Source organism: Telluria sp. AIW5 (assembly GCF_056680575.1).
Map to the genome: position 1 here is coordinate 309,703 of NZ_CM155289.1, position 15,567 is coordinate 325,269.

Genomic DNA, 15,567 nt, shown 5'->3' on the forward strand with positions numbered 1-15,567 from the left:
AGTGCACGGCGGGTGCCGCGTTCATGGAGGGAACAATAGTGGAGCGGTATGTCAGCTTGATGACGAGACAATCTGCGGGCGCAAAAAAGCCCGCACGCGGCGTAATGCCGTTCAGTTAAGCGCTGATGAACTGCCCCGGGCCAGCTAACGCGCGGGCATGCCCAGTGAACCCGTCATCGAGGCCATTGGCCTCGATGACCCCGTACGGTGCGCCACCGTCGTCATTGCTGGTCGAGACCGCTGTGTAACGTAGGGCGGGCATGCCCGCGCGTCGAGCTCAAGAACAAAGGCCGCTCCGATGTGAATCGAAGCGGCCTTCTTCACTGAACGGCATTACCGCACGCGGCGGGCTATTGGAGGGAGGCGCGCAATCAGCGACGCCGGCGCAGCAGCCATCCCGCGCCAAACAACCCGACGCCGAACAGCGCAAGCGTCCCCGGTTCCGGCACCTCGGCGCCGATTTCATGCACGTTGGCCAGGCTTCCCGTCAGCGCGTCCACGGAGAGGCGCCAGGCGCCGAAATTCTGCAAGCCGACATTCGGCCGGTAGCCAAGGCCGGCCTGATAGCCGAGCAAGGCATCGTCGTTGCCGTACCCATGCACTCCGAGCGTCACGACATAGCGGCCGGCCTGGCTGAAGGTAAAGTAAAAAGCCGAGTCGAACGGATGCTGCGAGCCGTCGCCATAGGTCTCGGTCGAGTCGTCGTTCATTGCCAGCATGGTCGTGCCGGAAAACAGGCGCATCTCGTTGTCGAAGCCGGTGATGAGTCCATCGCCATTCAGATCGCCGTTCGGCTCGTACACGAGCGAATCGAAGAACAGGCGCGTGCCGGCGCTGACGTTGAAGGCGACGCGCGCGACCTTGCGCTCGTTCGCCTTGCCATCGCCGTCGCCGTCGATGGTCCCGATGCTGCCGTTGATGACGGCGGCGCCGGCGCCGCTGCACAGGGCGAGCGCGCTGGACGCCAGCAGCACGCGAATAAACTTGCTCATGAAAACCTCATCGATAAACTGAATGCAGGCGAAGCAATTTTTATGCCGTGAAATAAAACCGTATGGATTCAAGGGCTTGGCGGAAGGGAGTGCGCGGTCTTGCCACCGGGTGTAAAGTCTGTCGACAGACTGCCGGTAGCTTGAACCGGCTGCGCAATAAGCCGTATCAACAAAAACCCCGGCGCTTGGGCGGCCACCGGCGAATCAGCGTTTGCCTCTGCCCGCCTGCTCCAGCACATTCTCTTCCGACTGTGCGAGCCTGCGAGCAACTGCACGGCTCGCGTCGCTCCACAAATCGAGATCAGCGCCACGAATGCGCGCTGCGACGTTGGCAATGTGGTGGCGCGCCGCGGTGCGTGCGCCTTCGACATCCTGTCGCGCAATCGCGTCGGCAACAGCGCAGTGTTCGTCGCGGAGCTGCGCCTTGATGTCGCCGAAACGGGGCTCGCTCATGCGGCCAAGGGTGACCGCTTCGCGCAAGAATTGACGCAGGAAGCCAAGCAGCGAGTTGTAGAGCGGATTGCCGGTTGCGTCGGCAATCGCGTTGTGGAACGCAAGGTCCTCGTCGACCCCGTCACGCCCGGCCGCCACCGCCTGGTCGATCGAAAGCAGGGCGCGCTGGATCCCGGCGTTCTGCTCCGCGGTGCGGCGTTCGGCCGCCAGCGCGGCCACCTCGGCCTCCAGGCCGCGGCGCAGCTCCATCACGCGCAGCACCGCCTGCACTGAACCGTCATCCACATCGATCTGAAAGCGGGCGGAATGGGATGGATGCACGACCCGCGTACCCTTGCCCTGGTGGGTGGCGACCATCCCTTCCACCTTCAGGCGCGACATGGCCTCGCGGATCACCGTACGGCTGACGCCGAAACGCTGCGTCAGCGCCGCTTCGGACGGCAGGCGCTCGCCGGCAACAAATTCGCCATTCCTGATTTTTTCAAGAAGCAATTCGGTCACGCGGTCCGCCAGCGTGCCGGCAGGGCTTATCGACTCATTCTGTTGACGCAGGTCTCCCATACGTGACTCCATCACAACATCTTTTCAGCTGGCCAAAACTCAATTGACAATTATACGTCCACTTGCCTACACTTGTGCTGCAACTTGTATGACATGTTATTGTCATACAAGTCTATGGCAAGCGGCCAGGACAGTTCAGGCGCGGCGCCCTTGTTACCAGCCCGGCTACTAAAAAACTACACGGGCTGGCCGAATGACTTTCTGAGGAGATGTAGAAGTATGTGGAGCCAAGTGTACGACCCGCTGAACAATGCCGTGCTATCGACATTGGCGGCGGCGATTCCCGTCGCCGTGATGCTCGCGGCGCTCGCTTTTTTTCATATCAAGGCCCATATCGCCGCCCTGCTCGGCCTTGGCGCCGCGCTGCTGGTCGCGATCTTCGCCTATGCGATGCCGGCCCCGACCGCAGCCGCGGCCGCCCTGTACGGCGCGGCGAACGGACTCCTGCCGATCGGCTGGATCATCCTGAACGTGATCTTCCTGTACCAGCTGACCGAGCGTAAGGGTTATTTCAAGGTGCTGCAGGAGTCGATCACCACCATCACGACCGACCGTCGCCTGCAATTGCTGCTGGTGGCGTTTTCGTTCGGCGCCTTCTTCGAGGGTGCCGGCGGTTTCGGTACGCCCGTGGCCGTCACCGGCGCGATGCTGATCGGCCTGGGCTTTGCGCCGCTGGCCGCGTCCGGCCTGTCGCTGATCGCCAACACCGCGCCGGTCGCCTTCGGTGCGCTGGGCTCCCCGCTGATCGCGCTGGCCGGCGTCACCGGCCTCGACCTGCTCCAGTTATCGGGCATGGTCGGCCGCCAGTTGCCCTTCTTCTCGGTCATCGTGCCGTTCTGGCTGATCTGGGCCTTCTGCGGCTTCGCCGGCATGGCCGCGATCTGGCCGGCCATCCTGGTCGCGGGCGCCGCTTTCGCCATTCCCCAATACCTGATCTCGAACTTCCACGGCCCGTGGCTGGTCGACGTCGGCGCTTCGATCTCGTCGATGTTCTTCCTGACGATGTTCCTCAAAATGTGGAAACCGGCCAAGATCTGGACCAACGCCGCCGGCAAGTTCACCGGCGGCGCGCACGCCGTGGCGCCCGAGTCGGTCGCCTACAATCACCCGCGTTCGGCGGTGCTCAAGGCGTGGATGCCGTGGCTGATCCTGTCGGTGCTGGTGTTCCTGTGGGGCGTGCCGGAGTGGAAGAAGCTGCTCGACGGCCTGTCGGTCTTCAAGTACGAGTGGCCCAACCTGCACCTGATGGTGCAGAAGATGCCGCCGGTGGCGCTCAAGCCTGAGGCGGAAAAGGCGATCTACACCCTGAACTGGCTGTCGGCCACCGGCACCGGCATCCTGATCGCCTCGATCATTTCGGGCCTCGTCATGGGCTACAAGCTGCGCGAGCTGTTCGCGGTCTATTGGGACACGCTCAAGCTGCTGCGCTACTCGCTGCTGACGATCGCCGCCATGCTGGCGCTCGGCTACACCACCCGCTACTCGGGCCTCGACTCGACGCTCGGCCTGGCGTTCTCGCATACCGGCGTGCTGTACCCGTTCTTCGGCACCCTGCTCGGCTGGCTTGGCGTGGCACTCACCGGCTCCGACACCGCGTCGAACGTGCTGTTCGGCGGCCTGCAGAAAACCTCGGCCACGCAGCTGGGCCTGAACCCGATCCTGATGGCCTCGGCCAACTCGTCGGGCGGCGTGATGGGCAAGATGATCGATGCCCAGTCGATCGTGGTCGCCTCCACCGCGACCAAATGGTATGGCCACGAAGGCGACATCCTGCGCTACGTGTTCTTCCATTCGATCGCCCTGGCCTGCCTGGTCGGCATCCTGGTGACCTTGCAAGCCTACGTTTATCCATTTACCGCGCTGGTCCATTAAGTTCATCCAGCGCAGCATCAGCAGAAGGAAACAGCATGAAGATGTCACCCGATCCGGACAAGCTGGCCGCGCGGCGCCGCCAGGTGGTCGAGGCCCTGCGCCCGGTGCTGCCGGCGCGTAGCCTGCTGGCCGACACGGAAGACACCCGTCCCTACGAATGCGACGGCCTGTCGGCCTACCGCCAGTTGCCGATGGTGGTGGCCTTGCCGGAAACGGAGCAGCAGGTCATCGACGTGCTGGAAGTCTGCCGCAGGCTGCAGGTGCCGGTGGTGCCGCGCGGCGCCGGCACCGGCCTGTCCGGCGGCGCGATGCCGATCGCCGACGGCCTGGTGCTGTCGACCGCAAAGCTGAACAAGATCGTACGCATGGATGCATATTCACGCACGGCCGTCGTCCAGCCGGGCGTGCGCAACCTCGCCATCTCCGAGGCGGCCGCGCCCCACGGGCTGTATTACGCGCCCGATCCCTCGTCGCAGATCGCCTGCAGCATCGGCGGCAACGTGGCCGAGAACTCGGGCGGCGTGCACTGCCTGAAATATGGCCTGACCGTGCATAACGTGCTGCGCGTGCGGGTCGTCACCATCGACGGCGATGTCGTCGAACTGGGCAGCGAGGCGCCGGACGCGCCGGGCCTCGACTTGCTGGCGGTGTTCATCGGCTCCGAAGGCATGCTGGGCATCGTCACCGAAGTGACGGTGAAACTGGTACCCAAGCCGGCCGCGGCGCAGGTCATCATGGCCTCCTTCGGCGACGTCATCACGGGCGGCAACGCGGTGGCCAGCGTGATTGCCGCCGGCATTATCCCGGCCGGCCTGGAGATGATGGACCGTACCTCGTCGCGCATGGTCGAACCTTTCGTGAAGGCCGGCTACGACACCGATGCGGCCGCAATCCTGCTGTGCGAGGCCGACGGCACCGCGCTCGAAGTGGCCGAGGAAATCGAGCGCATGTCGGAAGTGCTGCAGGCGGCCGGCGCCACCGCGATCGCGGTGTCGCAGAACGAGGCCGAGCGCCTGCGCTTCTGGTCGGGACGCAAGAACGCCTTCCCGGCCGCCGGCCGCATCTCGCCCGACTACTACTGCATGGACGGCACCATCCCGCGCAAGCAGCTGGGCCATGTGCTGACCAGCATCGAGCAAATGGAAACCACTTACGGGCTGCGCTGCGCGAACGTCTTTCATGCGGGCGACGGCAACATGCACCCGCTGATCCTGTTCGATGCGAACCAGCCGGGCGAATTCGAGCGCGCCGAGCAATTCGGCGCGGCCATCCTCGCCCTGTGCGTGGAAGTGGGCGGCACCATCACCGGCGAGCACGGGGTCGGCATCGAGAAGATCAATTCGATGTGCGTGCAGTTCTCCAGCGCCGAGCTCGAAGCCTTCCACGCCGTCAAGCGCGCCTTCGATCCGCACCGCCTGCTCAACCCGGACAAGGCGATCCCGACGCTCAACCGCTGCGCCGAATTCGGCCAGATGCACGTCCACGGCGGGCAGCTCCCGCACGCGCACCTGCCGCGCTTTTAAAGCACGCCTCCAAAGCATCCTCCTCAAGGTAACAAAGAATGGAACAGGTACTTCAGCAATTCCGGGAACGCATCGCAGCCGCCCACGCCGCGCGCACACCGCTGCGCCTGCGCGGCGGCGGCAGCAAGGACTGGTACGGGCAGGCGAGCGGCGGCGAGGTGTTCGATACCCGCGCCTATCACGGCATCGTCGACTACGAACCGTCCGAACTGGTGGTCACCGCGCGCTGCGGCACACCACTGACCGCGCTGGAACAGACACTGGCCGCACAGAACCAGATGCTGGCCTTCGAGCCACCCCACTTCGGGCCAGGGGCCACCGTCGGCGGCATGCTCGCCAGCGGCCTGTCCGGGCCGCGCCGCCAGGGCGCCGGTGCGCTGCGCGATTTCGTGCTGGGCGTGCACCTGGTCGACGGGCGCGGCGAGCTGCTGCGCTTTGGCGGCCAGGTCATGAAGAATGTCGCCGGCTACGACGTGTCGCGCCTGATGGCCGGTTCGCTCGGCACGCTGGGCCTGGTGGCCCAGGTGTCGCTCAAGGTGCTGCCGCGCCCGGTACGCGAGACGACGCTGGTCTTCGAACTCGACCAGCACGCGGCGCTGGAGAGGCTCAATGCCTGGAGCGGCCGCGCGCTGCCGGTATCGTCCAGCGCCTGGCTCGATGGGCGGCTGGCACTGCGCCTGTCGGGCGCGAATGCCGCCGTCAGCGCCGCCGTGCGCGAGCTGGGTGGCGAGACGATGGCCGAGCCCGACCAATTCTGGCACGACCTGCGCGAGCAGCGTGGCGAGTTCTTCGCGGCCGCCGAGGCCGGGGATGGCCTCTGGCGCCTCGCCCTGCCCTCGACTTCCGCGCCCCTGCCCCTGCCGGGGCGCCAGCTGATCGAATGGGGCGGCGGCCAGCGTTGGCTGCACAGCGAGGCCGGCCTGGATGCCGGCGCGATCCGCGCGGCTGCGGCCGAACGCGGCGGACATGCGACCCTGTTCCGCGGCGGCGACAAGCGTCTCGGCGTGTTCGCGCCCCTGCAGCCTGCGCTGGCGCGCGTCCACCAGCGCCTGAAAGACACCTTCGACCCTGCGGGCATCTTCAATCCCGCCCGCATGTACAACGCGTTTTAACGAGTACCGATTATGCAAACCAACCTGGCTGATTTCATCAAGGGCACGGCCGACGGCGACCAGGCCGACGCCATCCTGCGCAGCTGCGTGCACTGTGGCTTTTGCACGGCAACCTGTCCCACCTACCAGCTGCTGGGCGACGAGCTGGACGGCCCGCGCGGGCGCATCTACCTGATCAAGCAGGTGCTCGAAGGCGAACCGGCGACCGCCAAGACCCAGCAGCACCTGGACCGCTGCCTCACCTGCCGCAACTGCGAAACGACCTGCCCTTCGGGCGTGCAGTACGCGCGCCTGCTCGACATCGGCCGCAAAGTGGTGGACCGCCAGGTGCCGCGTCCGCTGGGGCAGCGTGTCGCCCGCGCGGCACTGTCGGAACTGCTGCCGCGGCGCTGGATCTTTTCGCCGGCCATGAAGGTGGGCCAGGCCCTGCGCCCGCTGCTGCCGGCGGCCCTGCGCCAGAAGGTCGGCAAGCGCGCGGCGCCCAGCGCCTGGCCCAAACGTTCCCACGCGCGGCGCATGCTGGTGCTCGACGGCTGCGTGCAGCCGTCGATGGCGCCCAACATCAACGCCGCCACCGCGCGCGTGCTCGACACGCTCGGCGTGCAGTTGGTGGTGGCGCCCAAGGCCGGCTGCTGTGGCGCCTTGCGCCACCACCTCGACGAGCAGGAAGCGGCGCTGGCCGACGTGCGCCGCAACATCGACGCCTGGTGGCCGTATGTCGAGGGTGTCGACGGCGGCGGCGCGGCGGTCGAGGCGCTCCTGATGACGGCCTCGGGCTGCGGTGTCATGGTCAAGGACTACGGCCACCTGCTGGCCAACGATCCAGCCTATGCCGACAAGGCTGCGCGCATCTCGGCGCTGACCCTCGACCTGTCGGAGGCACTGGCGCGCTTTGAACCGCAGCTGCGCGCGCGCCTGGGCGGGCACGCAGGGCCGCGCGTGGCTTACCATCCCCCATGTACGCTGCAGCACGGGCAGCAAATTCGTGGCCACGCCGAGCGCCTGCTGGCGCTGGCTGGCGTCGACGTCAAGCTGTGCCAGGACAGCCACTTGTGCTGTGGTTCAGCCGGTACCTACTCGGTGTTGCAACCCGAACTGGCGACCGAACTGCGCAACCGCAAGCTGGCCAACCTGGAAGCGACCGGTGCCCAGGAGATCGTCTCCGCGAACATTGGCTGCCTGAGCCACCTGCAGTCCGGGACCGCGCTGCCGGTACGCCACTGGATCGAGCTCATCGATGACAGGCTGGCCGCCGCACCGGCCTAGCTTGTCGAATACACACTTCACTCATGGTGCACTACACTTATCTCACGGAGGAACTATGCAAACGAAACCTGTCCTGACCATTGCGGAGACCACCCGCATTCTTGATGCGGCGCGCGCCGAGGCCGAAAAGAACAAGTGGCCGGTGGCGATCGCCGTTGTCGATGACGGTGGCCACCTCCTCGGGCTCCTGCGCCTGGACGCAAGCGCGCCGATCAGCTCCGAGATCGCCATCGGCAAGGCCCGGACCTCGGCTGTGGGACGCCGGGAAACGCGCCTGTACGAAGAAATGGTTAACAATGGCCGCACTGCCTTCCTGAGTGCGCCGCTCGTCGCCACCCTGGAAGGCGGCATTCCCGTCATGGTGGGCGACCAGGTCGTGGGCGCGGTCGGCGTGTCCGGGGTAAAGCCTGGCGAGGACGCGCAGGTTGCCCGCGCCGGCGCGCAAGCAGTCGTCTGACGTAAGCTAGCAGGCAAGCAAGGCCCGATCTTGCGATTTCCTTTTCATAACTCGCGAGCTGAATACCCCTCAGTTCGTTTTCCGATGGAGCAGTAGATGATTCAAATGTCTGAGCGTAATGGCCTCAAAGTGGCGCAATCCCTCGAGCGTTTTGTCGACACCGAGGCACTGCCCGGTACCGGTCTCGACAAGGAAGCGTTCTGGTCCGGTTTCGCCGCTATCGTGCATGAGCTTGCGCCTCAGAACCGGGCGCTCCTGGCGGAACGCGACCGGTTCCAGGCTGCACTGGACCAGTGGCACCGTGAACATCCTGGTCCGGTCCAGGATATGGGTGCGTATCGCTCCTTCCTCGAGAGCATCGGCTACATCGTCCCTGCTCCGGCAAAGGTACAAGCAACCACGGAAAATGTTGACTCGGAAATCGCCGAGCAGGCAGGGCCGCAACTTGTCGTTCCACTGTCGAATGCGCGTTACGCGCTGAACGCGGCAAATGCCCGCTGGGGCAGCCTGTACGATGCGCTGTACGGCACCGACGCCATCCCGGAGGCGAATGGCGCCGACCGTGGCGCTGCGTTCAATCCGAAGCGCGGCGCACTTGTCGTTGCGTTTGCGCGCCAGGTGCTCGACGAAGCGGCACCGCTGGCCTCTGGTTCGCACGCCTCCGCTACGCGCTACGCGGTCGAAGGCGGGACGCTCGTCGTCTCGCTCGAGCAGGGTTCCACGCAGCTGAAAGACCCGGCGCAGTTCATCGGCTACCGCGGCGAGGCAGCAGCGCCGACCGCTATTTTGCTCAAGCACAACGGTTTGCACCTGGAAATCCAGATCGACGCGGACGATGCGATTGGAAAGACCGATGCCGCGCACGTCAAGGATGTCGTGCTCGAAGCAGCGTTGTCGACGATTATCGATTGCGAAGATTCCGTGGCGGCGGTCGATGCGGACGACAAGGTGCAGGTGTATCGAAACTGGCTCGGCCTGATGGACGGCAGCCTGTCCGAGACCGTCAGCAAGGGAGCCAAAACGTTCAAGCGCACCTTGAATGCCGACCGCGAGTACACCGGTGCGAACGGCCAGCCGGTCACGCTGCACGGGCGCTCGCTGCTGTTCATCCGTAACGTCGGCCACCTGATGACCAACCCGGCGGTCATCGACCGCGACGGCAATGAGATCCCCGAAGGGATTCTCGATGCGGTGATGACGACGCTGTGCGCCCTGCACGACCGCCGTCTCAAGCTGAACTCGCGCCGGGGTTCGATCTACATCGTCAAACCGAAGATGCATGGTCCGGCCGAAGCCGCGTTCGCCAACCAGCTGTTCGCACGCGTCGAGGATTTGCTGGGGCTGCCACGCGACACCATCAAGATCGGCATCATGGACGAAGAGCGGCGCACCAGCGTCAACCTCGCTGCCTGCATCAATGAAGTGGCTTCACGTGTCGCCTTCATCAACACCGGATTCCTCGACCGTACCGGCGATGAAATGCACAGCGCGATGGAGGCAGGTCCCATGATGCGCAAGGGCGACATGAAGTCGAGCAAATGGATTGCCGCCTATGAACGCAACAACGTCCTTGCCGGCCTCTCCGCCGGCTTGCGCGGACGCGCGCAAATCGGCAAGGGCATGTGGGCGATGCCCGACATGATGCATGCGATGCTTGAGCAGAAAATCGCCCACCCGAAATCCGGAGCGAATACTGCCTGGGTGCCGTCGCCCACGGCTGCAACCTTGCACGCACTGCACTACCACAAGGTCGATGTCCAGGCGGTCCAGCAGGAACTGGAAAAAACCGACGCGGCCAGCCTGCGTGACGAACTGCTGGAAGGCCTGCTGACGATTCCGGTGGTAGAGAAGGCGCAATGGAGCGATGACGAACGCAAGGCCGAAGTCGAAAACAATGTCCAGGGCATTCTTGGTTATGTCGTGCGTTGGATCGACCAGGGCGTGGGTTGTTCCAAGGTGCCGGATATTCACAATGTCGGCCTGATGGAAGACCGCGCGACGCTGCGCATCTCGAGCCAGCACCTTGCGAACTGGCTCCGGCACGGTGTCGTATCGCGCGAATTCGTCGAGGAGGCCCTGCAGCGGATGGCGAAGGTCGTCGACCAGCAAAATGCCGCCGACCCGGCCTACCAGCCGATGGCGGGCAACTTCGAGGCTTCGCTTGCGTTCCAGGCAGCCCGCGCCCTTGTCTACCAGGGTTGCGAGCAACCGAGCGGATACACCGAACCCCTGCTCCACAAGTTCCGCCTCGACTTGAAGGCGCAGGCATCGCAATAAGGGTAGCTGGTTCCTGACCATGCCTGAGGCGCGGCGTGTATTTTGCGCTGCGCTTTTTTTGCAAAGCGGTCCAACGCGCTTGTGCAAGCAAGCCCATGGATACAACAAAGCCCCGGTCGCCATCATCGCGACCGGGGCTTTTATTTGCTGTTGAAACTTAACGGACTTTAATGGGTTCCGACCACATGCTTAAACGTTGAACAGGAAGTTCAGCACATCCCCATCCTTGACGACGTATTCCTTGCCCTCGGCGCGCATCTTGCCCGCTTCCTTGGCGCCGGTTTCGCCTTTATACGTGATGTAGTCGTCGTACGCGATCGTCTGGGCGCGAATGAAGCCGCGCTCGAAGTCGGTGTGGATCACGCCGGCCGCCTGCGGGGCGGTGGCGCCGACCTTGACGGTCCAGGCGCGCACTTCCTTCACGCCGGCGGTGAAATAGGTCTGCAGGCCGAGCAGGTTGTAGGCGGCGCGGATCAGGCGATCCAGGCCCGGCTCTTCCATGCCCATGTCGCCCAGGAAGGCGGCTTTATCGGCGTCGTCGAGGTCGGCGATTTCCGATTCGATGGCGGCGGAAATGGCGACGATCGGCGCGTTCTGCTTCTTCGCGAATTCGGTCAGCTGGTCCAGCATCGGGTTGTTGGTGAAGCCGGTGTCGGAGACGTTGGCGACATACATCGCCGGCTTGGCCGTGATCAGGTACAGCTGCTTGATCATGGCCATTTCGTCGGCGTCCAGGCCCAGGGTGCGCACCGGCTGGCCTTCGTTCAGGTGCGGCAGCAGGCGTTCGCAGATGGCGACCAGCTTGGCGGCATCCTTGTCGCCCGAGCGCGCCTTCTTGTTTTCGCGGTGGATCGCCTTCTCGACGGCGCCCATGTCGGCCAGCGCCAATTCCGTCTGGATGACTTCGATGTCGTCGATCGGGCTGACCTTGCCGGCCACGTGGATCACGTTGTCATCCTCGAAGCAGCGCACGACATTGACGATGGCGTCGGTCTCGCGGATGTGCGACAGGAACTGGTTACCGAGTCCCTCGCCTTTCGACGCGCCCGCCACCAGGCCGGCGATGTCGACGAATTCAACGATGGCCGGGACGACGCGCTCCGGCTTGACGATGTCGGCCAGCGCCTGCATGCGCGGGTCCGGCACTTCGACCACGCCGACGTTCGGCTCGATCGTGCAGAACGGATAGTTCTCAGCCGGGATGCCGGCCTTGGTCAGCGCATTGAACAGGGTGGACTTGCCGACGTTGGGCAGGCCGACGATGCCGCATTGGAGACTCATGGGAATTCTTTCTTTCGATGGTGGTGAGCCAGGGTGCGCGGCTCGTAACCCGATATTGTAACCGGGGACGGGCCCGAATGCCGCAAAAACAGGCGCATCCAGCGGTGTTTGGCGCTCAAATCGCGCGCAGGCGCGACAGGTCGGGACGCGCGATGAAGGCCGCCAGTTCGTCGCGCAGCCTCTGCCCTTCGCCCATCGCCTGCGACCAGGCGGCGATGCGCGCGTCGTGGTTCAGGCCGTAAAATTTGAAATCGCTCCGGTCGGGCAATTTCCCGCGCGGCAGCGTTTTAAGGAAAGCCGGCGTCGGCGCGACGATCAGGACATTGTCGAGCCAGGCGCGGTTCGGCCCGCGCGCGCAGCGGCGCCAGGGCATCGCCTTGTCGAGCCAGCCGGGCACGATGTGCTCGTTGAAATGCGGGTACAGCACGATGGCGTCCGGCTCTTCCTTCTCGAGGCGGGCGTAGGGCAAGGCCAGGTGATAATCGATGATGCCGCCATCCCAGTAATGGCCGGGCGGCACGCCGTCGTTGCCGCGCGGTTCCATGATGACCGGCTGCATGATGAGCGGCAGCGTGCCCGAGGCCAGCAGGCTCGATGCCAGGTTGCTGCGCGTCAGGGTCGAAAAATGCGTCGTAAACCCGTCGAATTTGTCGCGCAACCAGGCGGCCGGGGCGCGGGCGTCGGCAATCACCACCCGCTCCAGCAGGCCGCCGAGGCGTTCACGCGAGGCGAAATTGGTCAGTGCCGCCGCCGCGAAGCCGCGCATCTCCGCCCGCCGGTGCGCGGGCGCGGCCAGTACGCCCTTGCCGCGCACGGCGAGCAGGTGCAGGTGGTGCTGCGGATGGCTGAGGATATCGTCCTCGTGGCCGCTGACGAAGTCGTGCAATAGCCCCTGGACCACCTCGTTGATCTGGCCGACGCTCGGCTTGGTGCTGGTGTAGCGCTGTCCCGCGTACAGGGCGCCCAGGCGCTCGAAGGCGCGCACCGGGTCGCGCTGGCAGGCGGCGGCCATGCGCCAGGCGCCGATCGAGGAACCGATCAGGGTGCGCTCGCGCGGACTGCCGGGCAGCCAGTCGCCGAACACGTATTGATCGAGCGCCTGGAAGATCAGGCCCTTGGGACCGCCGGCGGCGGCGGGAATGACGGCGACGTCGGCGGCGCGCAGGCCGTGCGCGCGGATGCGGGCCAGCGCGCGCGGGCCGGCGTGGAAGGAAAGTGCACTCATGCGTCCGATTATCGCAGGACGGGCCGCGCCACGCTGGCCGGGCCACGCTGGCCGCGCCACGCTGGCCGGGCCACGCTGGCCGGCCCCTTGCTGCCGCTCCCACATCCGTCGAGTTGCTTTGGAGTGATGTGCTAGTAGAAATAGCGCAGGGCACATTAATGGAGCTCAGAATTTGTGCTGGGCGAGATCAAGGCCCTGTGCTGTTCCGCTTGTTTTTTAACTCGTCCGTTCCTAAGCTCGACTCATCTACCGGCCGGTTGTCGCGCCGGGCCGCCTGCCACACCGATCCGATTCCCACCCCGACAGGAGAGTCATGATGAAGTCGCGCGCCATGCTGTTGTGCTGTTGCCTGCTCGCCCCCTTGTTTGGCCCGCCGGCGGCGGCGGGCACCCAGCCACCCACCGGGGGCGGCGTGGTCTATCGCACCCAGCCGGGCACGAGCGAACTGCCGCCGCGCTACGCGCCGCCCAGGGGTTCGAACGCGCGCCTGCGCCTGGCCTACTGGAACGAGGTGGCGCAGCGCGCCATCGCCATCGACCATACGCCGGCCGTCGTCGGCAACGTGGTGCAGGAGGCCGAGCAGCTGGGACCCACGCGCACCAGCCGGGTGATGGCGATCGTCCACATCGCCATCTACGACGCGGTCAACGCCATCGTCAAACGCTATCCCGGCTATAGCGGCCAGATCAACGCACTGGCCGACAGCTCGCAGGATGCGGCGATCGCCCAGGCGGCGCACGACACCCTGGTCGCGCTCTATCCGCGCCAGGCGGAGCGCCTCGATGCCTGGCTGGGCGCCGACCTGGCACGCCTGCCGCGCGGGCGGGCCACCCTCAACGGCGTGGACGTCGGACGGCGCGCGGCGGCGGCGATCCTGGCGCTGCGCGCGAGCGACGGCAATTATTATGGCGAACCGGTCGTCGGCGAAGACTACCCGGTCCGCAATGCGCCCGGTGTGTGGCGGCCCGATCCGGTCAGCCGTTCCCCGATCGCGCTGGGCGCGTACTGGCGCAATGTGCGGCCCTTCGTCCTGCGCTCGGCCGACCAGTTCGAGGCCCCGCCGCCGCCGCCACTGGCGAGCGAGGCCTATACGCGCGCCTTCAACGAAGTGAAACAGCTCGGCGGCGACGGCGTGCACACGCCGACCCGGCGCACGCGCGACCAGACGGTTGCCGGCATTTACTGGGCATACGACAGCACGGCCTGGATCGGCACGCCGTCCAACCTGTTCAACCAGATCGCGGTGCAGCTGGCGCTGCGGCGCTCGAAGGACGCCCTCGAACTGGCGCGCGTGCTGGCCCTGGTGAACGTATCGACGGCCGATGCGACCGCGGCCGTCTGGCAGGCGAAGTACAAGTATGATTTCTGGCGCCCGGTGACGGCGATCCGGGAAGCGGGGCCCGGCAGCGGCCCCACCGGCCGCGGCGACGGCAATCCGGATACCCAGGCCGATACCGACTGGACGCCGCTGGGCGCGCCGGCCAGCAACCTGACCGGCCCGGATTTCACGCCGCCCTTCCCGTCCTACGTGTCGGGTCATGCGGGCTTCTGCGGTTCGACCTTCCACACGCTGCGCCGCCTGTACGGCGACAAATTGCCGTTCACCTTCGTATCCGACGAATTCAACGGGATCACGCGCGACAACCATGGCAAGGTGCGCCCGCGCCTGCGGCGCAGCTTTGCATCGCTATCGCAAGCGGAAGCCGAAGCGGGACAGAGCCGGATCTACCTGGGCGTGCACTGGCAGTTCGACAAGACGGCGGGCATGACGCTCAGTCACCAGGTTGTCGATGATGTATTCGCACGGGGACTGGTGCAGCCGGATGCGCCGGCGAAGAGCGCGCCGTGAGCGAGGCGTGCGGCGGCGCGCGGCGCGGAGGGACGTGAGCGTGGCGCTCAGGCGGTGTGCAGCTGCATCGTCGCCGTATCGAGCTTGCCCTCGACGGCGAGCGGGATGACGCGCAGCGCCTTGTCGATCGATTCTTCGATCAGGCTTTGCTCGTCGCGGCGCGGGCGGTGCAGCACGAAGTCGGCCACGCCCTGCTGCAGGTTCAGGGTGCGCGGATGGCCGATGCCGATGCGCAGGCGCCAGTATTCCTGGGTGCCGAGGGCGGCCGTGATGTCCTTGAGGCCATTGTGGCCGCCCGAGGAGCCGCCTTTTTTGAGTTTCGCCACGCCTGGCAGCAGGTCGAGTTCGTCGTGCACGACCAGCACTTCATCGGGATTGACTTTATAAAAGCGCGCGAGGGCGCCGACCGACTGGCCGGAACGGTTCATGAAAGTCAGCGGCTCGAGCAGCCAGACGTCGTTGCCGGAAATCGAAGTCTTTGCCATCAGCGCGTTGAAACGGCTTTCGCGCTGCAGGCGGCAGCCCGGCAGGCTGTTGGCGAGGTTGTCGACGAGCCAGAAGCCGGCGTTGTGGCGGGTTTGTTCGTAGTCGGGGCCAGGGTTGCCGAGGCCGACGATGAGGCGGATGGACATAGCGGTCGCGTCAGGAAAAAGGGAATTATCGCCGAAAAGCCGGCGGCTGCGGTACGCGGGCGGGCGC

12 protein-coding genes are annotated in these 15,567 nt (G+C 65.6%); 7 read left to right on the plus strand and 5 right to left on the minus strand.

From position 1 onward, the window contains the following. Positions 1-371: 371 nt before the first annotated feature. Positions 372-992: a DVUA0089 family protein gene (locus AC1MEM_RS01370; RefSeq protein ID WP_499474905.1), complete on the minus strand. Its 621-nt coding sequence runs from the start codon at positions 990-992 to the stop codon at positions 372-374. Between the two features lie 204 nt (positions 993-1,196). Next, positions 1,197-2,006, minus strand: a complete 810-nt coding sequence (locus tag AC1MEM_RS01375; RefSeq protein ID WP_499474906.1) for a FadR/GntR family transcriptional regulator — start codon at positions 2,004-2,006, stop codon at positions 1,197-1,199. 219 nt (positions 2,007-2,225) lie between these two features. Here AC1MEM_RS01375 and AC1MEM_RS01380 point away from each other — a divergent pair, with 219 nt between their 5' ends. From AC1MEM_RS01380 to AC1MEM_RS01405, 6 genes are all read left to right on the plus strand, one after another. After that, positions 2,226-3,878: an L-lactate permease gene (locus AC1MEM_RS01380; protein WP_499474907.1), complete on the plus strand. Its 1,653-nt coding sequence runs from the start codon at positions 2,226-2,228 to the stop codon at positions 3,876-3,878. Between the two features lie 35 nt (positions 3,879-3,913). Further along, a complete protein-coding gene (locus tag AC1MEM_RS01385) occupies positions 3,914-5,401 on the plus strand; it encodes an FAD-linked oxidase C-terminal domain-containing protein (RefSeq protein ID WP_499474908.1) in 1,488 nt (495 codons plus the stop codon). Positions 5,402-5,439: 38 nt separating this feature from the next. Next, the gene (glcE, locus tag AC1MEM_RS01390; RefSeq protein ID WP_499474909.1) at positions 5,440-6,513 is read left to right on the plus strand and encodes a glycolate oxidase subunit GlcE; all 1,074 of its coding nucleotides are present in this window, start codon (positions 5,440-5,442) and stop codon (positions 6,511-6,513) included. A 12-nt stretch (positions 6,514-6,525) separates the two neighbouring features. Beyond that, positions 6,526-7,779, plus strand: coding sequence for a glycolate oxidase subunit GlcF (glcF, locus tag AC1MEM_RS01395; RefSeq protein ID WP_499474910.1), 1,254 nt, complete (start codon positions 6,526-6,528; stop codon positions 7,777-7,779). Positions 7,780-7,834: 55 nt separating this feature from the next. Beyond that, positions 7,835-8,236, plus strand: coding sequence for a heme-binding protein (locus tag AC1MEM_RS01400; protein ID WP_499474911.1), 402 nt, complete (start codon positions 7,835-7,837; stop codon positions 8,234-8,236). 96 nt (positions 8,237-8,332) lie between these two features. Continuing rightward, on the plus strand, positions 8,333-10,513 hold the full coding sequence (locus tag AC1MEM_RS01405; RefSeq protein ID WP_499474912.1) for a malate synthase G: 2,181 nt from the start codon (positions 8,333-8,335) through the stop codon (positions 10,511-10,513). Between the two features lie 189 nt (positions 10,514-10,702). Here the strand turns inward: AC1MEM_RS01405 and ychF are convergent, their stop codons facing one another. After that, a complete protein-coding gene (ychF, locus tag AC1MEM_RS01410) occupies positions 10,703-11,794 on the minus strand; it encodes a redox-regulated ATPase YchF (protein ID WP_499474913.1) in 1,092 nt (363 codons plus the stop codon). 115 nt (positions 11,795-11,909) lie between these two features. Next, positions 11,910-13,019 (minus strand): patatin-like phospholipase family protein, encoded by a 1,110-nt coding sequence (locus tag AC1MEM_RS01415; RefSeq protein ID WP_499474914.1) that lies wholly within the window; start codon positions 13,017-13,019, stop codon positions 11,910-11,912. 313 nt (positions 13,020-13,332) lie between these two features. Between AC1MEM_RS01415 and AC1MEM_RS01420 the strand changes: the two genes are divergently transcribed. Beyond that, positions 13,333-14,868: a vanadium-dependent haloperoxidase gene (locus tag AC1MEM_RS01420; protein ID WP_499474915.1), complete on the plus strand. Its 1,536-nt coding sequence runs from the start codon at positions 13,333-13,335 to the stop codon at positions 14,866-14,868. Positions 14,869-14,915: 47 nt separating this feature from the next. Here the strand turns inward: AC1MEM_RS01420 and pth are convergent, their stop codons facing one another. Then, positions 14,916-15,500, minus strand: a complete 585-nt coding sequence (pth, locus tag AC1MEM_RS01425; RefSeq protein ID WP_499474916.1) for an aminoacyl-tRNA hydrolase — start codon at positions 15,498-15,500, stop codon at positions 14,916-14,918. Positions 15,501-15,567: the final 67 nt, after the last annotated feature.

What these genes read in the sequence shown, in the direction of transcription:
- AC1MEM_RS01370 (WP_499474905.1), bottom strand. Translation starts at nt 992, where the DNA reads ATGAGCAAGTTTATTCGCGTGCTGCTGGCGTCCAGCGCGCTCGCCCTG.
- AC1MEM_RS01375 (WP_499474906.1), bottom strand. Translation starts at nt 2,006, where the DNA reads ATGGGAGACCTGCGTCAACAGAATGAGTCGATAAGCCCTGCCGGCACG.
- AC1MEM_RS01380 (WP_499474907.1), top strand. Translation starts at nt 2,226, where the DNA reads ATGTGGAGCCAAGTGTACGACCCGCTGAACAATGCCGTGCTATCGACA.
- AC1MEM_RS01385 (WP_499474908.1), top strand. Translation starts at nt 3,914, where the DNA reads ATGAAGATGTCACCCGATCCGGACAAGCTGGCCGCGCGGCGCCGCCAG.
- glcE (WP_499474909.1), top strand. Translation starts at nt 5,440, where the DNA reads ATGGAACAGGTACTTCAGCAATTCCGGGAACGCATCGCAGCCGCCCAC.
- glcF (WP_499474910.1), top strand. Translation starts at nt 6,526, where the DNA reads ATGCAAACCAACCTGGCTGATTTCATCAAGGGCACGGCCGACGGCGAC.
- AC1MEM_RS01400 (WP_499474911.1), top strand. Translation starts at nt 7,835, where the DNA reads ATGCAAACGAAACCTGTCCTGACCATTGCGGAGACCACCCGCATTCTT.
- AC1MEM_RS01405 (WP_499474912.1), top strand. Translation starts at nt 8,333, where the DNA reads ATGATTCAAATGTCTGAGCGTAATGGCCTCAAAGTGGCGCAATCCCTC.
- ychF (WP_499474913.1), bottom strand. Translation starts at nt 11,794, where the DNA reads ATGAGTCTCCAATGCGGCATCGTCGGCCTGCCCAACGTCGGCAAGTCC.
- AC1MEM_RS01415 (WP_499474914.1), bottom strand. Translation starts at nt 13,019, where the DNA reads ATGAGTGCACTTTCCTTCCACGCCGGCCCGCGCGCGCTGGCCCGCATC.
- AC1MEM_RS01420 (WP_499474915.1), top strand. Translation starts at nt 13,333, where the DNA reads ATGATGAAGTCGCGCGCCATGCTGTTGTGCTGTTGCCTGCTCGCCCCC.
- pth (WP_499474916.1), bottom strand. Translation starts at nt 15,500, where the DNA reads ATGTCCATCCGCCTCATCGTCGGCCTCGGCAACCCTGGCCCCGACTAC.